This window comes from Cyanobium sp. Morenito 9A2 (genome assembly GCF_024345575.1).
In the GTDB taxonomy this organism is placed as follows: Bacteria; Cyanobacteriota; Cyanobacteriia; order PCC-6307; family Cyanobiaceae; genus ATX-6F1.
Map to the genome: position 1 here is coordinate 271,169 of NZ_JAGQBJ010000002.1, position 18,667 is coordinate 289,835.

Consider the following 18,667-nt stretch of genomic DNA (forward strand, 5'->3'; position numbering starts at 1 on the left):
CGCCATCGGGCTGCAAACATTTGTTCATGGCCCCCCGATTGGCCCAAGGGCCAGCCGTAACGTGCCTTGGCCAGGCTCGCTCTCGTTCATGACCGTGACCGCCAGCAGCGGCAGCCCCAGGGTTTCACCCCAGCTGTTTGACACCCTGCCGCTCTCCAGCGTCCGTCAGGCGGAGCAACAGGACCGCTTCCCCGAGCTCGGCGAGCTCGACAACCTCAACACCTTTTTTCAGAGCGGCCTGGTCCGTGTGGAGGTGGCCAGACGTTTATCGGCCAACGCCGACGGCATTGTTGGCCGCGCAGCCAACCGCATCTTCTCGGGCGGTACCCCGCTCTCTTACCTCGACGCCCCGCTGACGCCGAAGACCTCCGTCAGCGCTGAATCCATCCCGTTGGCGGCCGATCAGGTCGCCTTTGCCGCCTCGGTCGCCACCTTCGCCCAAGGCAGTGCCACCCAGGGGCTCCTGGGCAGGGTTCTCGGAGGAATTCAGTCCGAAGCCGATGTGCGCGTCGTCCTGCCCACCGGATTCAGCCCCATCAGTGTGGCCCGTTACGGCACCACGCGCATGCGCAAATCCGTGCGCGATCTGGCCTGGTTCCTGCGTTACGTGGGCTACTCCATCGTGGCCGGCGACCCCAGCATCCTTGTCGTGAACACCCGCGGCCTTCGTGACGTGCTCGAGAAGGGTTGCTCCCTGGCGGCCACGAACGTGGCCCTGCAGGAAATGCGCGCCGCCGCCGCCGGCCTCTTCCCCGGTGAGCAGGAAGCGCGCAGCTTGGTGATCGAGGCCTTCAACGTCTTGATCACCGAACTCGACGTTCCGACCCCCTCCCCGCGCCAACGCCTCGGCAGCCCGGAAAATCAGGGTCTGCAGTTGCCTGCCATCTACGCCTTGGCGGCCCAGGGCAAGGCACCTCGCTACATCATCAAACCCGGCCAGACCGGTGCCCAAAAGGCGGAAGTCATCCGCGCCGCCTACCGCCAGGTCTTTGAGCGCGACATTGTCAAGGGCTACAGCCAGGTGGTGAGTCCTGTGGAGGCCACCCAGGTGCGCCAGGGACAGATCTCGGTTCGCGAGTTCATCCGCTCCCTCGGCCACAGCAAGGAATACCGCCAGCAGTTTTACGGCCGCTTCTCCAACAGCCGTGCCGTGGAACTGGCCTTCCGCCACTTCCTCGGCCGCGGAATCAGCTCCCGCGAAGAGTTCACCCGTTACTTCGACATCGTCAGCGCCCAGGGGCTCAAGGGTCTGGTTGATTCGCTCATCAACACCCTGGAGTACGCCCAGGTCTTTGGCGAGGAAACCGTTCCCTTCCTGCGCGACCTCGGCGAAGAAGCCCAGGAGAGTGCCGGCTGGGGATCCCACCGCAAGCTGTTCAATTTCAGTGCGCCGTTTGAGGGGGCACCGCAGTACGTCACGCTCTACGCCTCCTACCGCCGGCCCTTCGCTGACCAGCACGCCTACGGTGGAGGCAACGACCCGCTTGCCCTCAATTACGGGGCGATTTTCCCGTCGGGCACCGCGTCGGTGGCCACCCGGCCGGCCCCGATCGGTTACGACAACCGCCGAATTCTGATCGGCAACGGCATTGCCCAGCCGGGTCAGATGGACAGTCCGCAGTTCCGCAAGTCCAAGCCACGGCGGGTGGGGCCCAAGCTGGTCCGCCTGCAACAGATAGCCACAGGGGGCTCATCGGTTCCCCGTCGCGGCGGCCAACCCAGTGTGCGCGGCACCGAATCAAGCACAGGCTCTGTAATCAATGCCGTTTATGTGCAGGTGCTGGGCACCGCCGGCTACGCCGGCGAACGCGTCAAGGTGGAGGAGATCAAGCTTGAGAACGGCGACATCAGCCTGAGGGAGTTCATTCGCCAGGTGGCCCGCTCCACCGCTTTCCGACGCCGCTACTGGAACGGCCTGTACATCACCAAGGCAATCGAGATCATCCACCGCCGGCTGCTGGGTCGCCCAACTTTCGGTCGCTGGGAAATCGACGCCTACTTCGACACCGCCGCTCGCAAGGGCTTCTATGGCGTGGTCGATGCGATCATCGACAGCCTGGAGTACAGCGAAAGCTTCGGCGAGGACACCGTTCCCTACGAGCGCTTCATCACCCCCTCCGACCTCAGTGCCCGCCGGGTCCCCGCCCTCAAGCGGCCCTTCAACGCACTGGCCTATGCCGACATTCAGCCGGTCAAGCGGCCCGATGTGAGCACCCAGCAGGGGATCGTGAGCAACGCGGAGATCACACCGCGCAACCTCCCCGACCGCAAACGCGTCGTGCTGCGTGGTTGGAGCGCCAAGATCAGCGGCAACGAAACAGGCGTTACTCCAGATCTTCCAGTCGGTCCCCAGAGCGTCCGCCAAGACCCGCCCCCCACCCGCCGCTGGAGCGCCGCCCGCTGGCAAGCCAACCAGGCAGCAACCCCGGTCTGGACGTCATCGCCCGGTGGATTCAACGCCCCCCACAGCCCAGCCCCATTGGCTTCGCCCTTCCTGAGTGGCGCCAACTGGAAGGCTTTGGTGGGCAGTAGCCGTGGCTTCGTCACCGCTGAACAACCCGTCTCGGCCATGGCCAAGGCCCTGCGCCCCGGCAAGCCCCAGGGGCTGAGCCGACGTCGCAGCCTTCCCCAGCCGGTGCGACTGGCCCGCTTCGCCGGTGAAACAGAACTGCAGAATGTGGTCCGCAATGTTTACCGCCAGCTTCTCAACCGAGAGGTGCTCAGCTCCGAGCGCCTGAGCGATTCCGAATCCCAGCTCCGCGATGGCCACATTTCGGTCTCGGAATTCGTAGCACTCGTGGCCTCCAGCGAACTCTTCCAGCAGAGGATCAAGCGGCTGGCTCCCCTGCGGGCCGCCTCGGCCGCCTACCTCGCCCTGCTGGGGCGGGCCGCCGAGGCCAACGAAGTGAGCAGTTTCCTCGCGACCCGAGCCATTCAGGGTCAACAGCAGGCGCTTGATGCTCTGCTCAACAGTGACGAGTACGCCAGCAGCTTCGGTCGAGATACCGTGCCCTACCTACGGGGTCTTGACACCCTGGACGGCCAACCTCTGAGCACTGTGAACCGCACCGCCAGCTTCTATGGCGGCAACGCGGCCCTCAATCCTCCGATCAAGGGCGCCATCTAGGCCCCAGGCCCTGGCCCACATCCACAACCAATGCATGAAAGCTCCGCCCCCCCAGGCTGGGGCTTTTTAATGGGACACCGATTTTAGGCAAAATTTTGCCCCCCCCTGCAGCGTTCGCCGCCAACGTGAGCGTCCAAATGATTAACATTTGCAGCACGGACGACATGTCAATAACTCCCGCGAAAGCCATTGCGCGCAAAGGGATCTCAAAAACCAACCCGCCGTGAAGAACTGTTACCGGAGACAGGGCCAGATGGACGGTCTGCCGCAGAATGATTCGGCGATCAGTTGAACTGATTTGCAGCTTGGCCGATCCAACGCCCTATGGCACCACCTTCTACAGGTGTCGCCACTGAGCGATGTAGAAGCTGCTCCTTTCACCTCAGGCCTCCTTTTGGAAGCCCCAGTCAAAGAGCAACAGGCATCCACCCTTACCCACCGGATATCGGTCACCTTCACGGCGACCGCTTGTTTCGAGGCAGAACTGCATGAGCATCGTCTCCAACTCGATCATCAACGCGGACGCCGAAGCCCGCTACCTCAGCCCTGGTGAACTCGACCAGATCAAGTCATTCGTTTCCGGCGGTCAACGTCGGCTTCGTGTGGCTCGGGTCTTGAGCGAGAGCCGGGAACGTCTCGTGAAGCAGGCCGGCGGCGCCCTTTTTCAGAAGCGTCCTGATTTGATCTCTCCGGGAGGCAATGCCTACGGCGAAGAGATGACGGCCTCCTGTCTCCGTGACATCGACTACTACCTGCGCCTGGTGACCTACGGGGTCGTGGCCGGTGATGTCACGCCCATTGAGGAAATCGGCATCATTGGGGCTCGTGAGATGTACCGCGCTCTCGGCACCCCTGTGGAAGCTGTGGCGGAAGCCGTACGCGAACTCAAGTCCGCCTCCAGCACGCTGCTCACCGGAGCTGACGCCGAAGAGGCTGGCTTCTACTTCGATTACGTCATCGGCGCCCTTTCCTGAGGCTGCCCACCCCTTCTCCACCGCCTCTTCCTCGGACCTATGCAAGACGCGATCACCAACGTCATCAATCTTTCTGACGTTCAGGGTCTGTATCTCGACGATTCGTCCATCGGTCGTCTTGAGCAGTACTTCGCCAGCGGAGAACTGCGCGTTCGCGCTGCCGCCACTGTTTCGGCTAATGCGGCGGCCATCATCAAAGATGCCGTCGCCAAAACGCTGCTGTACACGGACATCACCCGTCCGGGTGGCAACATGTACACCACCCGTCGCTATGCAGCCTGCATTCGCGACCTCGACTACTACTTGCGCTATGCCACCTACGCGATGCTCGCAGGTGATTCGTCGATCCTGGACGAGCGTGTCCTGAATGGCCTCAAGGAGACCTACAACTCCTTGGGCGTACCCATTGGTGCCACGGTTCAATCCATCCAGGCCATCAAGGAATCGGCCGCCGCCTTGGTGGGCCCTGAAGCCGGCCGGGAGTTGGGTGTCTACCTCGACTACATCAGCTCCGGCCTGGGCAACTGATTCCACAACGGTCTACCCCCGCGAGGATCACAACCCATGCGCCTGTTCAAGATCACAGCATGCATTCCGTGCCCTGAAAAGGCAAGGACCCAACGCGAGTTGCAAAACACCTACTTCACAAAGTGGGTACCATTTCAAAGTTGGTTCGCTGAACAACAGCGCATCATGAAGCAGGGCGGAAAGATTCTGAAAGTCGAGCTTGTTACAGGCCGGCGTCAGATCAACGTTGGTAACTGAATCGTTTCGCTCGCCTCACCTCCCAATCATTCAAGCTCGGCACTGGCCGGGCTTTTTTTTGTCCGTACACTCAGCCTGTACGGCCTACGGCTGGCTGAGATGATGCTCCCCTAAGCCCATGGCCTTGCCCGGCATCGCGACTCGCCCTCCCAACACTGATCCGAGTTCAGCCCCTTCCAAGGCTGGTCTTCTGCCCCTTCCCTTTGCCCTCTGGCCGGCCGAAGCACGCCTGTTGCTGGTCCTGGTCGCGATTTGGAGCCTGCTGGGGATCCTGATCCTCACCTCCGCCAGCTGGTGGGTGGCCGAACGAGAAATGGGAGACGCCACCTACTACCTCAAGCGTCAGCTGCTCTGGATGGCAGCAAGCTGGGGGCTGCTGCTGCTGGCCCTTAGGGTCAACCTGCGCCGCTGGACCAGGCTGGCAGGGCCAGCGCTGCTTCTGGGCTGCCTGATGGTGGCTGCCACCCTCGTGGCCGGCAGCACCGTGAATGGGGCCAGCCGCTGGCTGGTGATTGGCCCCATCCAGATCCAACCGTCTGAACTGGTCAAGCCTTTCGTTGTGCTTCAAGGTGCTGCGCTTTTCGCCCACTGGAAACGCATCGCCCTCGATCAGAAACTGCTCTGGCTGGCGGTGTTCGGGGGACTGATCCTGCTGATCCTCAAGCAACCCAACCTGAGCACGGCGGCGCTCACCGGTTTGCTGCTCTGGCTTATCGCCTTGGCTTCCGGTCTCAACCTGGGCGCCTTGCTGGCCACCGCTGTCGTTGGGGGGCTGGTGGGGGTGTCCAGCATCATGATCAACACCTACCAAAGGGTCCGCGTCACTTCGTTCCTCAACCCCTGGGAGGATGCCCAGGGCGATGGGTATCAGCTGGTGCAAAGTCTTCTGGCCATCGGCTCAGGAGGACCCTTTGGGGAGGGCTTCGGACTCTCCACCCAGAAACTTCAATACCTGCCGATCCAGTCAACGGATTTCATCTTTGCGGTGTATGCCGAGGAATTCGGCTACGTCGGCTCTGTGATGCTGCTCCTTTTTCTGTTGCTGTTCGGTTTCGTGGGGCTGCGGGTGGCCCTGAGCTGCCGCAGCAATCAACAGCGGCTGATCGCGATCGGCTGCACCGCCCTACTGGTGGGCCAATCGATCTTGAACATCGCCGTGGCCAGCGGGGCCATGCCCACCACTGGCTTGCCCTTGCCGCTGATCAGCTACGGAGGCAATTCGCTGCTCGCCAGTCTGCTCACCGCCGGCCTGCTGATCCGCTGCTCCCTGGAATCCGCGGGGCATGATTCGGGCCGTCCTCGCAGGCGGCACCCGCGGGTCGCCCCGATAGGGTGAGGGCTGTGCCAGTCCCCCATGACCAGCTTCGGGCTGACCCTCGTTGAACAGTTAGCCGAACTGGCCCGCTGGACTGAAGAGCTGCTGCGATCCTCCCTGGCGACCCCAGGCCCGCTCACCCTTGCGATCGTCCTGGCGGGCGGACTGCTCACCAGCCTGGGGCCTTGCTCCCTGGGGCTGCTGCCCGTGACCCTGGCCTATCTGGCCGGCTTCAGCGACCGGCAGCGGAGGCCCTGGGTGCGCAGCCTCAGTTTTGCACTCGGCATCGTCGCGTCGCTGGTGCTGCTTGGGCTCGCCAGCGGCCTCTTGGGTCTGTTCTACGGGCGCGTTCCGGGTCTGATTTCAGGGCTGGTGGCGGCCCTGGCCCTGGTGATGGGCCTCAACCTGCTGGGCCTGCTGAAGTTCCGCCTGCCCACCGGCCCCGACCCGGATCGCTGGCGCCAACGGGTGCCGGCCCCCCTGGCGCCCCTGGCGGCGGGCCTGGCCTTCGGGCTGGCGGCCTCCCCCTGCACCACGCCGGTGCTGGCGGTGCTGCTGGCCTGGATGGCCCAGAACGGCAAGCCGGTGGTGGGCATGGTGCTGCTGGCCTGTTTCGGCCTGGGCCAGGTGCTGCCCCTGCTGCTGGTGGGAACCCTGGCGGCCAGCCTGCCCCGCCTGCTGGCCCTGCGCTCCGTCGGACGCTGGGTTCCGGCGATCAGTGGCGTCGTGCTGGTGCTCACCGGCGGCCTCACATTGCTGGCTCAGCTGCCATGACTTCTGCCTCGCCCGAGTTGGCCGCACCGTTGCTGAATGCCCTGGGAAGAGTGGCCGCTTGGATTTCAGATCTCCGTCTGGCGATCGTGCTGCTGCTGGTGGTGGCCATCGCCAGCGGGCTGGGCACCGCGATCCCCCAGCAGGAAAGCAGCGAGTTTTATCACCGCCTCTACGACGAAACCCCCTGGCTGGGGTTCGTGCGCGGGGACGGGATCCTGACCCTCCAACTGGATCACCTCTATTCCAGTGACTGGTTCCTGGCGCTGCTGGGCTGGCTCGGGCTGTCCCTGATGCTGTGCAGCTGGCGCCGCCAGTGGCCGGCCCTGCGCGCCGCCCTGCGCTGGGTCGACTACAGCTCCCCGCGTCAGCTCAGCAAGCTGAGCGTGGCGGAGACCGTGGCCTCCCCTGAACCCCAGGCTGATCTCGATCGCCTGGGGGCCCTGCTCACCGCCCGGGGCTGGCGGGTTCAGAGCCAGGCGGGTCGACTGGCGGCCCGCAAGGGCGTGGCCGGCCGGGTGGGGCCCCTGCTGGTGCATGCGGGGCTTGTGGTGCTGTTGGTGGGATCGGCCTGGGGAGCCCTGGGGGGCCAGCGGGTGGAGCGCTTTCTGGCTCCGGGCCACGAGCTCGAGTTGCTCGATCGCCGCGGCGAGGGCCAGTTGACCTTGGTGCTGGAGCAGTTCGGCATCGACCGCGACCCCGCTGGGCGGCCGGAGCAGTTCCGCTCGCGCTTGCTGCTCAAAAACCCCGCCCAGGCTGATGCCCCAGCCCAGGAGCAACGCGCCGAAATCAGCGTCAACCACCCCCTGCGGCACCAGGGCATGACCATCTACCAGGCGGACTGGGCTTTGGCGGCGATCACGCTGCAACTGGGCAAAAGCCCGCTGCTGGAGCTGCCTCTGCAGAGCTTTCCCCAATTCGGCAACCAGATCTGGGGGTTGGTGCTGCCCACTCGCCCCGATGGCAGCGATCCCGTGCTGCTGAGTGTGACCAACGAGGCCGGACCGGTAGAGATCTACGCCAGCGACGCCCGCCTGCTGGGCCGTCTCGTTCCCGGCGGGGTGCCGTTGGAGGTGAACGGACTGCCCCTGCGAGTGGCCTCGATCTTGCCCGCCAGCGGCCTGCTGCTCAAGCGTGACCCAGGCGTGCCACTCGTGTATGCCGGATTCGCGATCGCCCTGGTGGGATGCGGGCTCAGCCTGGTGGCCACCCGTCAGCTTTGGGCGATCGCTGAGACAGATCGTCAGCGCCTGCACGTGGGCGGCCTCTGCAACCGCAACCTCACGGCCTTCGCGAGTGAGCTGCCCCTGCTCCTTGGAAGCCTGCACGCTCCTCAGCAGGGCTGACGGGTGCCGTGGCTGACCCGCACCACCGTGTGCACGTTGCCGCGGGGGTTGAAGTCGGCTTCGAGTTGAACCCAGCCTGGCTGGGCAGCTGCCACCAGGTCATCAAGGATGCGATTGACGACTTCCTCATGGGAGATCATGCGGTCGCGCCAGCTGTTGACGTAGAGCTTGAGGGCCTTGAGCTCCAGCACCCGGGGGCCAGGCTGATAGATCAAGCGCAGCACAGCGAAATCCGGATAGCCCGAGAACGGGCAGAGGCACGTGAATTCCGGCAGGGTGATCGAGACCTCATAGGGGCGGCCGCCGGCGGGGTTGCCGAAACAGATCAGCTGGGCCTGCTCGATTGCCCGCTGGCCGTAGAGGGGTGTGCTGGTGACAGCCGTGGACGTGGAGCTCGCCGGGTGGTCGGCGGCGGGGCGCCCGTGGGCCAGGTTCCCGTCAGTGGAGGCTGCCGCCTCAGGGGAGGGGGCGCTGGGGGCGGGAGTCGCCATGGATCGGGAAGGGGCCTTTCTTGTTCAAGATGCTACGAAACGGAGGATTCTTTACAACGATCCCAAACGAAATCAGACGATTGTTCGCCGTGGACAACTCAACCGTCTAGACAGGAGATGAGACCAGGGGTCCTCCGTCCCCGCATCACCGTCGTTGGCCCATCTTGGTCCAGCAAACTTCGTCTTGGCCCGTCACCGCTCAAGGACAGGCCCGTAGCAATGGCTACACCAGCTGTCCAGCGCCTGCGGCCTAATGGCTGGAGTCCATTCCTGAAATGGCAGGGCTTCAGCTGAACTCCTCTGCCAGGACGCTTCTCTCTCCACCTCTCAGGCACTGTCCTGGGACACTCCCCCTGAAATGAATCCCCGGATCCATGAAAAAAGTTGAGGCCATCATCCGCCCTTTCAAGCTTGAGGACGTCAAACTCGCCTTGGTGAATGCCGGCATCGTCGGCATGACTGTGAGCGAAGTGCGTGGATTCGGGCGACAGAAAGGCCAGGTCGAGCGTTATCGTGGTTCGGAATTCACAGTCGAGTTTCTGCAGAAGCTCAAGCTGGAAGTCGTCGTTGATGATGACCGTGTGGATACCGTTATCACGGCGGTCCAAGATGCCGCCCGCACTGGTGAAATCGGCGACGGCAAGATCTTCATCACCAACATCGAGTCGGTGATCCGCATCCGCACGGGTGACAAGGACAGCAGCGCGATCTGAGGGCTATCCCTGGGTGGTGGGCACGTCCCACTATTCCTCTGATCAGCTCGACAAGGGCAGATCAGATTCCTTGGTGGTCAGCGTGCTGGCCACCAGTTTTTTTATGGCGGCTCGATCCAATGTTGACGCTTCCGACAGAGGGACGCCGATGTCGGCCGATGGACCGGCTAGCGCCAAGGAAGCATCTCGAACCCAGAGCAGATACTCATGGTTACCGGCCGGTCCGGTGAGCGGAGAGGCCACAAGACCCGCCGCCCACCAGCCCAGGCGCAGTGCAGAAGCGATCACCACCTCGATCGCCTCGATGTGGGCGTCTGGATCCCGCACCACACCACCTTTCCCAACCCGGGAACGCCCCACCTCAAACTGAGGCTTGACCAGCAGCACCGCCTCTTGCCCCTCAGGCGCCATCAACCCTTGAAGGGCTGGCAGTACCAACCCTAACGAAATGAACGACACATCCGCCACCGCCAGATCCGCCCGGGGCTCTTCTGGGCCGTAGAGCTGCTCGGGTTGGAGATGGCGCAGGTTGGTGCGCTCCATGAGCACCAGCCGCGGATCGGTGCGCAGGCTCCAGGCCGTCTGGCCATAGCCGACATCAATGCCATACACCCGCTGGGCTCCGCGTTGCAGAAGGCAGTCCGTGAAGCCACCGGTGGAGATGCCCCCATCGAGGCAGATGCGTCTCTCCACCTGGATCGGGAACGTTTCGAGGGCGCGCACCAGCTTTTCGCCGCCTCGGGAGACGTAGCGCGGCAGATGTCTGACCTGCGGCTCCAGATCAAGTGCGACCTCCATGCCAGGCTTGTCGAGCACCCGATCACCGGCACGCACCCGACCGGCACGAATCAGCTGCTGGGCCTGCTGGCGGCTCTCGACCAGACCGAGGGTCAGCAAATGCAGATCCAGTCGGCGTTTCTGGGCCATCGCGCCATCCAACCACAGGGGAATCGGAACCAACCCCGCAGGTTGCCCTGATCGCTCCCGATCGGCCTGAGGATGACAGGCGTCAGCCCCAGCGCCATGGGGTAGCGCGAATGAGGACGTCGGCCGTAGCGCAGCCCCGCCGATCCCTTTGGACCCTCCCCCGGCGGCGATGATCGATCTGATTTGGCCCGTTGCCTGCTTGCTGGTTGAACCAGCAACGCTGGGGGAAGAAGGTGCCAGGGGAGGTGGCCCACCGGCTGCCGTGCCGCATGGTCAGGGCCTCGCTCCAAGCGCCGCAAGCCAGCCCCATACATTGGGTGCGACGTCGCCACGCGCTGGCCCTTGATCGAGCGTTACACCCTGCCCGAGATGGGCCACATCTGGAGCGAGCAGGCCAAGTTCCAGAGCTGGCTGGACGTGGAGATCGCGACCACCGCCGCCCAGAGCCAGCTGGGCCGCGTGCCGGCCGAAGCCCTCGCTGAGATCCGCGCCAAGGCCGCCTTCGAGGTGGAGCGGATCGAGGCGATCGAGGCGGAGGTACGCCACGACGTGATCGCCTTCCTCACGAACGTGAACGAGCACGTGGGTGAGGCCGGCCGTTACATCCACGTGGGCATGACCAGTTCTGATGTGCTCGACACCGGCCTGGCCCTTCAGCTCAAGGACTCGGTGGCGGTGCTGCGCACGGAACTCAGCTCCCTTGCCGAAGCGCTGCGGGAACTGGCCCGGGCCCACAAGGGCACGGTGATGATCGGCCGCTCCCACGCCATCCACGGCGAGCCGATCACCTTCGGCTTCAAGGTGGCGGGCTGGCTGGCGGAGACCGAGCGCAACCGCGAGCGACTGGAGCGGCTGGAAACCGTGGTGGCCGTGGGCCAGATCAGCGGCGCCATGGGCACCTACGCCAACACCGATCCCCAGGTGGAGGCGCTCACCTGCGCGGCGCTGGGCCTGGTGCCCGACACCGCCAGCACCCAGGTGATCTCCCGCGATCGCCACGCTGAGTACGTGCAGACCCTGGCGCTGGTGGGGGCGACCCTGGAGCGGATCGCCACCGAAATCCGCAACCTGCAGCGCACCGATGTGCTGGAGGTGGAGGAGAACTTCGCCAAGGGCCAGAAGGGCAGCTCGGCGATGCCCCACAAGCGCAATCCAATCCGCAGCGAGCGCATCTCCGGCCTGGCTCGGGTGCTGCGCAGCTACACCGTGGCCGCCCTGGAGAATGTGGCCCTGTGGCACGAGCGCGACATCAGCCACAGCTCGGTGGAACGCATGATGCTGCCGGATTGCTCGGTGACCCTGCACTTCATGCTCCGGGAGATGACCGCGGTGATCAAGGGCCTGGGGGTCTACCCCGAGAACATGGCGCGCAACCTCAATGTCTATGGCGGTGTGGTGTTCAGCCAGCGGGTGCTGCTGGCTCTGGTGGAGAGCGGCCTCAGCCGCGAGGAGGCCTATCGGATCGTCCAGGAGCATGCCCACAGCGCCTGGAACACCAGCGGCGGCAACTTCCGCGCCAACCTCGAAGCTGATCCGGCCGTCACGGCGCGGCTGGGCCCCGGGCAGCTGGCGGAATGCTTTGCCACCGATCTGCACCAGGAGAACCTGAACGTGATCTGGGAGCGGTTGGCGATCTGATCCCTCAGGCCGCCTGTTCCGTGAGGCTCCCTTCGCTTGAGCTGGCTTCGGGGCCACTGCTCCCGTTGAGCTCATCACCCGTGATCTGGGGCTCTGAAGCAGGGGGATTGGCCGTTGCCGCGCCAGGAGTGGGCGGTGGCGGCACGGCCTTGGCCGTGGCCGGATTGAGGCCCGCCCCCACGGGGCTGAGCAGATCGATCGGCTCGCAGACCGGGAAGCGGTTGATCGCCTTGAGGGCCAGCCTGGCCTTGCCGCGCAGCTGTTCGCTGAGGGCCTCGCCGTAGGGGATCTGGGCCAGCAGATCCACCGTGCGGCGCATGATCCGCACCACATCGCCCTCATCGAGGGAGGTGCCCGCGATCAGGTCGTTCCAGCTGGTGCCCTTGGCCCAGGCATGCACCAACCCCATCAGTTCCGGCTCGTACCAGAGAGGCATCACCACGGCGGCCCGCTCCTGCTGGCGCAGCAGCTCCCGGCGGATGCCCCCGAGATCGTGCAGGGCCTCCTCGGCGGCGGGCGGGGTGTTGAAGGCGCTCCAGAGATCGGGGCGGTTCACCTCGGTGGAGATGGCCTCCAGCACCGACGCCAGTTCGGCGGGTTCGAGCTCATCGAGGTGGCCGCTCATCAGCGCCAGCCCCAGCCAGAGCTCATTGTCGCCCCGGAGGGAAGCCACGGTGCGGCCGATGTCGGTGGGCTCGAGATCCTCCAGGCAGCCGAAGAAGCGCAGGATGTCGATCAGGGCCAGGAAGGTGTCCCAGTGGCGGTTGGAGCGGTGGTGCAGCAGGCGCTGGCGTTCGCCGATCTCCTCCTCGAGTTCCTCCATCCGCCGGTGCTGCTTCTTGATCTGCTTGCGATCGCCCGTGCTGTGGGCGGGATGGAGTTCGAGGGCCTGCTCCAGTTGCTGCACCAGAAACGCCTGAGCCTTCACTTCCCCGGCCAGGTCGTACTGGGGGGTGGCCATGTCGTGGCGCCGGGCCATGGAGCCCACCGCCAGGGCCAGCCCGCCACTGGCCTGGTCGCCGTGGCGCAGCTCACCGGGGTGGTGCAGCTCAGGCGCGTCCACATCGCGCACCTGCAGGCAGCTGAGCTCCGCATGGAGGCTCACCACCGCATGGCAGGGCACCAGGATCCAGACGTTCTCATCGGTGAGGCAGAGCAGCAGCGGGAACTGACCGCTGCCCTCCACCTTGGCCACGATCACCGCCGGTGTGACCCGACCCTTGAGCTGGGGTGCCTTGAGGCTCACCAAAGTGCCCTCACTGGCGAATCGCAGGGCAAGGGTGAGCTCATGGGCCAGGGTTTCCTCCGCCTGCTGCTGCAGGATCCGCAGGATGCGCCGCTCCTCCCGCAGCCTGGCCCGCTCCTTTTCATAGAGCTCGAAGTCGTCCCAGGGCACATCACTGACACGGCCCGAAAGACCCTCCAGCTGCTGGCGCAGCTCGCTGATGCGGCGCTCGTCGTCGACCAGATCGAGGGTGGCCAGGTAGCGGCCGAAGCTGCGCTCCACCAGCTCCTTGGCCTTGGGCAGCTCATAGCGCTGCAGCAGGTTGAGCACCATGCCGTAGCTGGGGGTGAACTGACTCACGAGCGGATCGGCGGGGCTGGTGGCCAGCTCCCCCGCTTCGCGCACCCCCTCGAAGCGACTCTGCACCGTCACCACATAGCCCTGGGTGTCGAGGCCGCGGCGGCCGGCCCGGCCCGCCATCTGCAGGAACTCACTGCCCATCAGCGGCCGGTGGCCGCGATCGGTGCGCTTGGAGAGGGCCGAGATCACGGTGCTGCGGGCGGGCATGTTGATCCCGGCCGCCAGGGTTTCGGTGGCGAACACCACCTTCACCAGCCCCTGCTGGAACAGCTCCTCGATCAGCTCCTTCCAGGCCGGCAGCACGCCGGCGTGGTGGGCGGCGATGCCCCGCAGCAGGGCATCGTCGTGGCCCCCTTCGCGCACGGCCTCGGGGGTGGAGGCCACAAAGGCCTGCAGGCGCGCCCTCACCCGGGACTGCTCCTCGTTGGTGAGCAGGTTGAGCCGACCCAGGTCGCGCACGGCCTTGTCGCAGCCGCGGCGGCTGAAGATGAAATAGATCGCCGGCAGCATGTCGCGCTCGGCCATCTGGGCCACCACAAACGGCAGCGGCGCCGCCTCCGGCTGGGGCGGCCTGGGGGACTTGGGGCCGCGGCGGTGGGTGGTTTTCGGAGCCCGCCAGACCTTGCAGTTGGGATGCAGCCCAGTGCCCTCTTCATTGAGCAGGGGGTGCAGCCCCTTGGCACTGCAGAAGCTGAAGGCCAGGGGCACCGGCCGGAAATCGCTCAGCACCAGCCGGGTGGGCCCGTGCACCTTGTCGATCCAGTCGGTGAGCTGCCCGGCGTTGGCCACCGTGGCGGACAGGGCCACCAGCTGCACCGATGACGGGCAATGGATGATCGATTCCTCCCAGACCGTGCCCCGCTGGGAGTCGTTCATGTAGTGGCACTCATCGAGCACCACCGCCTCCACATCGGCGAGGGGATCGTCGCCGCGATCCACCTCCGCGTAGAGCATGTTGCGGAAGATCTCGGTGGTCATCACCACCACCTTCGCCTCCCGGTTCACGCTCAGATCACCTGTCATCAGACCGACGTTCTCGGCCCCGAACTGCTCGCGGAAATCCCGCAGCTTCTGGTTCGAGAGCGCCTTGAGGGGTGTGGTGTAGAACACCTTCTGGCCGTGGGCCAGGGCCCGGTAGATCGCGTACTCGCCCACCAGCGTCTTGCCCGAGCCGGTGGGGGCGCTCACCACCACCGAATGACCCTGGTTGAGCGCGTCGATCGCCTCGAGCTGGAATGGATCCAGCAGAAACGGGAACAGCTCCTCCAGGGGCGGAACGTCGGAGCTGGCGGTCGGCATCAGGGAATCCTATTGGCCAGACTGCGCCCACTCCGGGCCCTGCCGCTTCCCTTGGCCGCCGACCCCCTTGATCCCCTGCGCCGCTCCCTGGGGCGCCTGCCGAACGCCCGCCGGCGCCTGCTGCGTGCCTTCCAGCCCACGGCGGCTGGGGGCCTGCGGCCTGAGGGGGCCGGTGCCATCCCGCTGCTGAATCTGGCCAGCAATGACTACCTTGGCCTGAGCTCGCACCCTCGGCTGCAGGAGGCCGCCTGCGCCGCGATCGCCTCGGGTGGGGTGGGGGCGGGGGCCTCGCGGCTGGTGTGCGGCAGCCGACCGGTCCACAGCGAGCTGGAGACGCGGCTGGCCGCCTGGCTGGGGCGGGAGCGGGTGCTGCTCTTTCCCAGCGGCTTCCAGGCCAACATCGCTGCGGTGGCGGCCCTGGCCGATCGCCACAGCCTGGTGCTCGCCGACCGGCTGATCCACCACTCCCTGCTGGTGGGGGTGCAGGCCTCCGGCGCCCAGCTGCGCCGCTTCCCCCACAACGACCTGGCCGCTCTGGATCGGCTGCTGGGCGAGGCGCGGGCCAGCTCTGCCGAGCGGCGCCTGGTGGTGCTCAGCGAGAGCCTGTTCAGCATGGAGGGCAGCAGCCCCGATCTGCCGGCGCTCTCGGCCCTCTGCCAACAGCATTCGGCCCTGCTACTGATCGATGAGGCCCATGCCCTGGGGGTGCTGGGCCCCGGCGGACGCGGGCTGGCCCACGGGCTGGAAGGGGTGCACCTGGTGAGCGGCACCTTCGGCAAGGCCTTCGGCAGTGGCGGTGCCTTCCTGGCCACGGGCGATCTGCTCGGCGACTGGCTGCTGCAGCGCTCCGGCGCCTTCCGCTACTCCACCGCCCTGGCCCCGCCCCTGGCGGCGGCAGCCCTGGCCGCCCTTGATCTGCTGGAGGAAACTCCCGACCTGGGGTCGAAGTTGTTGGAGCGTGCCGAGCGATGGCGAACCTCCCTGGCGGCGGCCGATTGGCCGCTGGTGGCAGGCCAGGGGCCGATCCTGCCGTTGCTGGTGGGCGAGGACGATCGGGCCCTGGACCTGCAACGGCACCTGGAGACTGAGGGCCTACTGAGCGTGGCGATCCGCCCACCCACGGTGCCGGCTGGAACGGCGAGGTTGCGGCTGGTGCTGTGCCGCGACCTGCCGCCCGGCACCCTGGAGCAGTTGCTGGAGGCCCTGGCCCGATGGCGCTGAGCGATCCTGCTGGGGATGTGCAGCTGCTGGCGATGCACGGTTGGGGGGGCGACCACCGCGCCTGGGCCCCCTGGGGGTCGGCCGCCGCCAGGCGGGGCTGGAGCCTGAACTGGGGGGAGCGGGGCTACGGCCAGCAAGTGCCGCTAGAGCCGCAGTGGTCGGGCACGGGACGCCGCGCCCTGCTGGTGCATTCCATGGGGATTCACCTGGTGCCGTCGCCGGTGCTGGCCGCGGCCGAGGCGGTGGTGCTGCTGGCGAGCTTTGGGCGCTTCGTGCCCCCAGGAGCCCCCGGGCGCCGTGGACATCTGGCCCTGGAGGCCATGACCAGGCGCCTGCGCAACGGCGACAGCGATGGCTTACTCAAGGACTTCCTGGCCCAGGCCGCCGCCCCCGACCCCGAGGAATTGCTGCCCGCCGGGCCCCGGGAGGAGGGGGTGCCCCCCGCCGGCCAGGGTCGCCTGCTCGCCGACCTCGAGCGGCTCAGCCGCCTCACCGGGCCGCCGGAAGCGTTTCCAGCCAGCGCAGCGGTGCTGGTGGTGGAGGCGGGCGACGACCGGATCGTGGCCCCTGAGAGCCGCCGCCTGCTGGTGGAAGCCCTCCCCAGGGCCAGCCACTGGACCCTGGCGGGCGTCGGCCACAGCCTGCTGCGGGCCGATCTGCTCACTCCAGTGCTGAACTGGCTGGAAGCGGCGCTTTCCACGGAGGTCAGCGGCCATGGTTGATCTGCTCACGAAGCCCGGCGGCAGCCCCCCTCAGCCAACCGAACCCTTCCCGCAGGAGGTGCGCCGGCGCTTCGCCCGCAGCGCCCCGAACTACGACAAGCGCGCCCACCTGCAGCGGGCCGTGGCCTGGCGCCTGGGCCACCTCAGCCGCGACCTGCCCCTGCCTCCAGGGCCCGCAGCTGATCTGGGGGCGGGCAGTGGCCTGCTGGCGCGGGCCCTGGAGGCCCAGCGGCCTGAACTCACCCTGCTGCGCCTCGACCACTGCGCCGAGCTGCTGCACCAGGGGGAGCGCTCCGCTTGTCCTGGAGCCGACGGCACCCCACCAGCTCCATCCCTGCTCTGGGATCTCAACGGGGGGCTGCCGGGTGAGCTGGAGGGCGCGGCCCTGCTGGCCTCCAGCTTCGCCCTTCACTGGCTGGAGCAGCCCCTGGCCCAACTGGATCAGTGGTGCCGGGCGCTCCAGCCCGGCGGCTGGCTGGTGCTGGCGGTGCCCACCCAGGGCAGTTTTCGCCAATGGCAGCAGGCGGCCCAGGCGGCGGATGTGCCCTGCAGCGCCCTGCCCCTCCCCAAGGCCCAGGACTTGCAAGCGACCTGCGGCACCTGGCTGGAGCTGCTTGTCGAGCGGAGGCTGCCATTCAGCCGCACAGCCCCCAGCGCCCTGGCCTTGCTGCGCGAGCTCAAGGTGCTCGGGGCCAGCGCCAGCCGCGTGAAGCCCCTGTCGGCAGGGGAGTTGCGGGCCCTGGAGGCCCACTGGCCCAGCCAGGGAAGGGTGAAGGTTCTGAGCTGGGAGCTGCAGATCCTCGTGGGTCAAAAGCCCAGGCGGCGGCCGTGACAGAAGCGCTTCGGCTGGTGGTCTGCGGCACCGACACCGATGTGGGCAAGACCGTGGTCAGTGCCCTGCTGGTGCAGGGGCTGGGGGCCACCTACTGGAAACCCGTGCAATGCGGCCTGGAGGGCGGCGGCGACAGCGACCGGGTGCGGGAGCTGCTGGAGCTGCCTTCTGATCGGGTGCTGCCGGAGGCCTACCGGCTGGCGGCCCCGGTGTCGCCCCACTGGGCGGCGCAGCAGCAGGGACTGCGCATCGAGGCGGCCCGCCTGGCACTGCCGGCGGTAAGCGGCCCGCTGGTGGTGGAGACGGCCGGAGGGCTGCTGGTGCCCCTGCGGCTGGACTGGCTGCAGATCGAGCAGCTGCGCCTCTGGGGCCTTCCAGTGCTGCTGGTGGCCCGCAGCGGCCTGGGCACCCTCAACCACACCCTGCTCTCGCTGGAGGCCCTGGACCGGCGCGGACTCCCCCTGCTGGGGATCGTGCTCAACGGTCCGTCCCATCCCAACAACGCCGCCACCCTCGAAGCTCTCTCGGGCGCGCCGGTGCTCGCCCAACTGCCCCCCCTCCTACGGCTGGATCGGGAGGCATTGGCCCAGCAATGGCAGGTCATCGGACTGGGCGATCGCCTGCAGATGGGCCCTAACCTGCGCCCATGAGCAAGACCCACCTGCTTGTGACGGGGGCCCTGTTTGGCCTGTGTGCCGGCATCCTGGTGCTGTTCACCGACATCGAGGTCGGGGTCTACCGCTGGTTCAGCTGCGGCCCCCTGGCCACGGCCAACGAACACAGCTCCAAGATCTGCCATTGATTGCCTGGTCCCTGTTCTGTCGGTCTTGGCGTCATGGTCCATTGTTCGCCGGCCAGTGCTGGATGGGCCGCTGACGGAACAATCCCTGAATGGTGGGTCATCGGACCCTCTGCCGCTGGGTGATCTGATGTTTGTGGGC

The 18,667-nt window shown here is 66.5% G+C and carries 17 protein-coding genes; 14 read left to right on the forward strand and 3 right to left on the reverse strand.

Annotated features, from left to right (window positions below; translation table 11 throughout):
* The first annotated feature begins 88 nt into the window (after window positions 1–88).
* From KBY88_RS04870 to KBY88_RS04900, 7 genes are all read left to right on the forward strand, one after another.
* Entirely contained in the window at window positions 89–3,127 is a 3,039-nt protein-coding gene (locus KBY88_RS04870; RefSeq protein WP_254938776.1) for a phycobilisome rod-core linker polypeptide, read from the forward strand.
* A gap of 488 nt (window positions 3,128–3,615) precedes the next feature.
* Complete coding sequence (apcA, locus tag KBY88_RS04875; RefSeq protein ID WP_254938777.1) at window positions 3,616–4,101, forward strand: allophycocyanin subunit alpha; 486 nt, start codon at window positions 3,616–3,618, stop codon at window positions 4,099–4,101.
* Window positions 4,102–4,140: 39 nt separating this feature from the next.
* On the forward strand, window positions 4,141–4,629 hold the full coding sequence (locus KBY88_RS04880; protein ID WP_254938778.1) for a bilin-binding protein: 489 nt from the start codon (window positions 4,141–4,143) through the stop codon (window positions 4,627–4,629).
* 36 nt (window positions 4,630–4,665) lie between these two features.
* Window positions 4,666–4,866: a rod-capping linker protein CpcD domain-containing protein gene (locus KBY88_RS04885; protein WP_254938779.1), complete on the forward strand. Its 201-nt coding sequence runs from the start codon at window positions 4,666–4,668 to the stop codon at window positions 4,864–4,866.
* A gap of 118 nt (window positions 4,867–4,984) precedes the next feature.
* On the forward strand, window positions 4,985–6,202 hold the full coding sequence (locus KBY88_RS04890) for an FtsW/RodA/SpoVE family cell cycle protein (protein WP_254938780.1): 1,218 nt from the start codon (window positions 4,985–4,987) through the stop codon (window positions 6,200–6,202).
* 18 nt (window positions 6,203–6,220) lie between these two features.
* Window positions 6,221–6,955, forward strand: coding sequence for a cytochrome c biogenesis CcdA family protein (locus tag KBY88_RS04895; protein WP_254938781.1), 735 nt, complete (start codon window positions 6,221–6,223; stop codon window positions 6,953–6,955).
* Window positions 6,956–6,987: 32 nt separating this feature from the next.
* Window positions 6,988–8,298, forward strand: a complete 1,311-nt coding sequence (locus tag KBY88_RS04900) for a cytochrome c biogenesis ResB family protein (RefSeq protein ID WP_254938839.1) — start codon at window positions 6,988–6,990, stop codon at window positions 8,296–8,298.
* On the opposite strand, the gene queF is transcribed toward KBY88_RS04900, so the two are convergent.
* Window positions 8,286–8,729, reverse strand: a complete 444-nt coding sequence (gene queF / locus KBY88_RS04905; RefSeq protein WP_254938840.1) for a preQ(1) synthase — start codon at window positions 8,727–8,729, stop codon at window positions 8,286–8,288. The two genes, KBY88_RS04900 and queF, sit on opposite strands and share 13 nt — an antisense overlap.
* Before the next feature lie 434 nt (window positions 8,730–9,163).
* Between queF and KBY88_RS04910 the strand changes: the two genes are divergently transcribed.
* Complete coding sequence (locus tag KBY88_RS04910; RefSeq protein WP_254938782.1) at window positions 9,164–9,502, forward strand: P-II family nitrogen regulator; 339 nt, start codon at window positions 9,164–9,166, stop codon at window positions 9,500–9,502.
* A gap of 42 nt (window positions 9,503–9,544) precedes the next feature.
* Here the strand turns inward: KBY88_RS04910 and KBY88_RS04915 are convergent, their stop codons facing one another.
* Complete coding sequence (locus tag KBY88_RS04915) at window positions 9,545–10,429, reverse strand: TlyA family RNA methyltransferase (RefSeq protein ID WP_254938841.1); 885 nt, start codon at window positions 10,427–10,429, stop codon at window positions 9,545–9,547.
* 342 nt (window positions 10,430–10,771) lie between these two features.
* On the opposite strand from KBY88_RS04915, the gene purB reads away from it, so the two are divergent.
* A complete protein-coding gene (purB, locus tag KBY88_RS04920) occupies window positions 10,772–12,067 on the forward strand; it encodes an adenylosuccinate lyase (protein ID WP_254938783.1) in 1,296 nt (431 codons plus the stop codon).
* 4 nt (window positions 12,068–12,071) lie between these two features.
* On the opposite strand, the gene KBY88_RS04925 is transcribed toward purB, so the two are convergent.
* Window positions 12,072–14,951: a DEAD/DEAH box helicase gene (locus tag KBY88_RS04925; protein ID WP_254938784.1), complete on the reverse strand. Its 2,880-nt coding sequence runs from the start codon at window positions 14,949–14,951 to the stop codon at window positions 12,072–12,074.
* A gap of 51 nt (window positions 14,952–15,002) precedes the next feature.
* Between KBY88_RS04925 and KBY88_RS04930 the strand changes: the two genes are divergently transcribed.
* Genes KBY88_RS04930 through KBY88_RS04950 form a run of 5 tightly spaced genes read left to right on the forward strand, consistent with a single transcriptional unit; the run spans window position 15,003 to window position 18,528 of the window.
* Window positions 15,003–16,172, forward strand: a complete 1,170-nt coding sequence (locus KBY88_RS04930; RefSeq protein WP_254938785.1) for an aminotransferase class I/II-fold pyridoxal phosphate-dependent enzyme — start codon at window positions 15,003–15,005, stop codon at window positions 16,170–16,172.
* On the forward strand, window positions 16,163–16,894 hold the full coding sequence (locus KBY88_RS04935; protein ID WP_254938786.1) for an alpha/beta fold hydrolase: 732 nt from the start codon (window positions 16,163–16,165) through the stop codon (window positions 16,892–16,894). Before KBY88_RS04930 ends, KBY88_RS04935 begins: the two co-directional genes overlap by 10 nt.
* Window positions 16,887–17,726, forward strand: a complete 840-nt coding sequence (locus KBY88_RS04940) for a methyltransferase domain-containing protein (protein WP_254938787.1) — start codon at window positions 16,887–16,889, stop codon at window positions 17,724–17,726. The genes KBY88_RS04935 and KBY88_RS04940 overlap by 8 nt, the downstream gene beginning before the upstream one ends.
* Entirely contained in the window at window positions 17,723–18,376 is a 654-nt protein-coding gene (gene bioD / locus KBY88_RS04945; protein ID WP_254938788.1) for a dethiobiotin synthase, read from the forward strand. Before KBY88_RS04940 ends, bioD begins: the two co-directional genes overlap by 4 nt.
* The gene (locus KBY88_RS04950) at window positions 18,373–18,528 is read left to right on the forward strand and encodes a hypothetical protein (RefSeq protein WP_254938789.1); all 156 of its coding nucleotides are present in this window, start codon (window positions 18,373–18,375) and stop codon (window positions 18,526–18,528) included. Before bioD ends, KBY88_RS04950 begins: the two co-directional genes overlap by 4 nt.
* The last annotated feature ends 139 nt before the right edge of the window (window positions 18,529–18,667 follow it).

What these genes read in the sequence shown, in the direction of transcription:
- KBY88_RS04870 (WP_254938776.1), top strand. Translation starts at nt 89, where the DNA reads ATGACCGTGACCGCCAGCAGCGGCAGCCCCAGGGTTTCACCCCAGCTG.
- apcA (WP_254938777.1), top strand. Translation starts at nt 3,616, where the DNA reads ATGAGCATCGTCTCCAACTCGATCATCAACGCGGACGCCGAAGCCCGC.
- KBY88_RS04880 (WP_254938778.1), top strand. Translation starts at nt 4,141, where the DNA reads ATGCAAGACGCGATCACCAACGTCATCAATCTTTCTGACGTTCAGGGT.
- KBY88_RS04885 (WP_254938779.1), top strand. Translation starts at nt 4,666, where the DNA reads ATGCGCCTGTTCAAGATCACAGCATGCATTCCGTGCCCTGAAAAGGCA.
- KBY88_RS04890 (WP_254938780.1), top strand. Translation starts at nt 4,985, where the DNA reads ATGGCCTTGCCCGGCATCGCGACTCGCCCTCCCAACACTGATCCGAGT.
- KBY88_RS04895 (WP_254938781.1), top strand. Translation starts at nt 6,221, where the DNA reads ATGACCAGCTTCGGGCTGACCCTCGTTGAACAGTTAGCCGAACTGGCC.
- KBY88_RS04910 (WP_254938782.1), top strand. Translation starts at nt 9,164, where the DNA reads ATGAAAAAAGTTGAGGCCATCATCCGCCCTTTCAAGCTTGAGGACGTC.
- KBY88_RS04915 (WP_254938841.1), bottom strand. Translation starts at nt 10,429, where the DNA reads ATGGCCCAGAAACGCCGACTGGATCTGCATTTGCTGACCCTCGGTCTG.
- KBY88_RS04925 (WP_254938784.1), bottom strand. Translation starts at nt 14,951, where the DNA reads ATGCCGACCGCCAGCTCCGACGTTCCGCCCCTGGAGGAGCTGTTCCCG.
- KBY88_RS04935 (WP_254938786.1), top strand. Translation starts at nt 16,163, where the DNA reads ATGGCGCTGAGCGATCCTGCTGGGGATGTGCAGCTGCTGGCGATGCAC.
- KBY88_RS04940 (WP_254938787.1), top strand. Translation starts at nt 16,887, where the DNA reads ATGGTTGATCTGCTCACGAAGCCCGGCGGCAGCCCCCCTCAGCCAACC.
- KBY88_RS04950 (WP_254938789.1), top strand. Translation starts at nt 18,373, where the DNA reads ATGAGCAAGACCCACCTGCTTGTGACGGGGGCCCTGTTTGGCCTGTGT.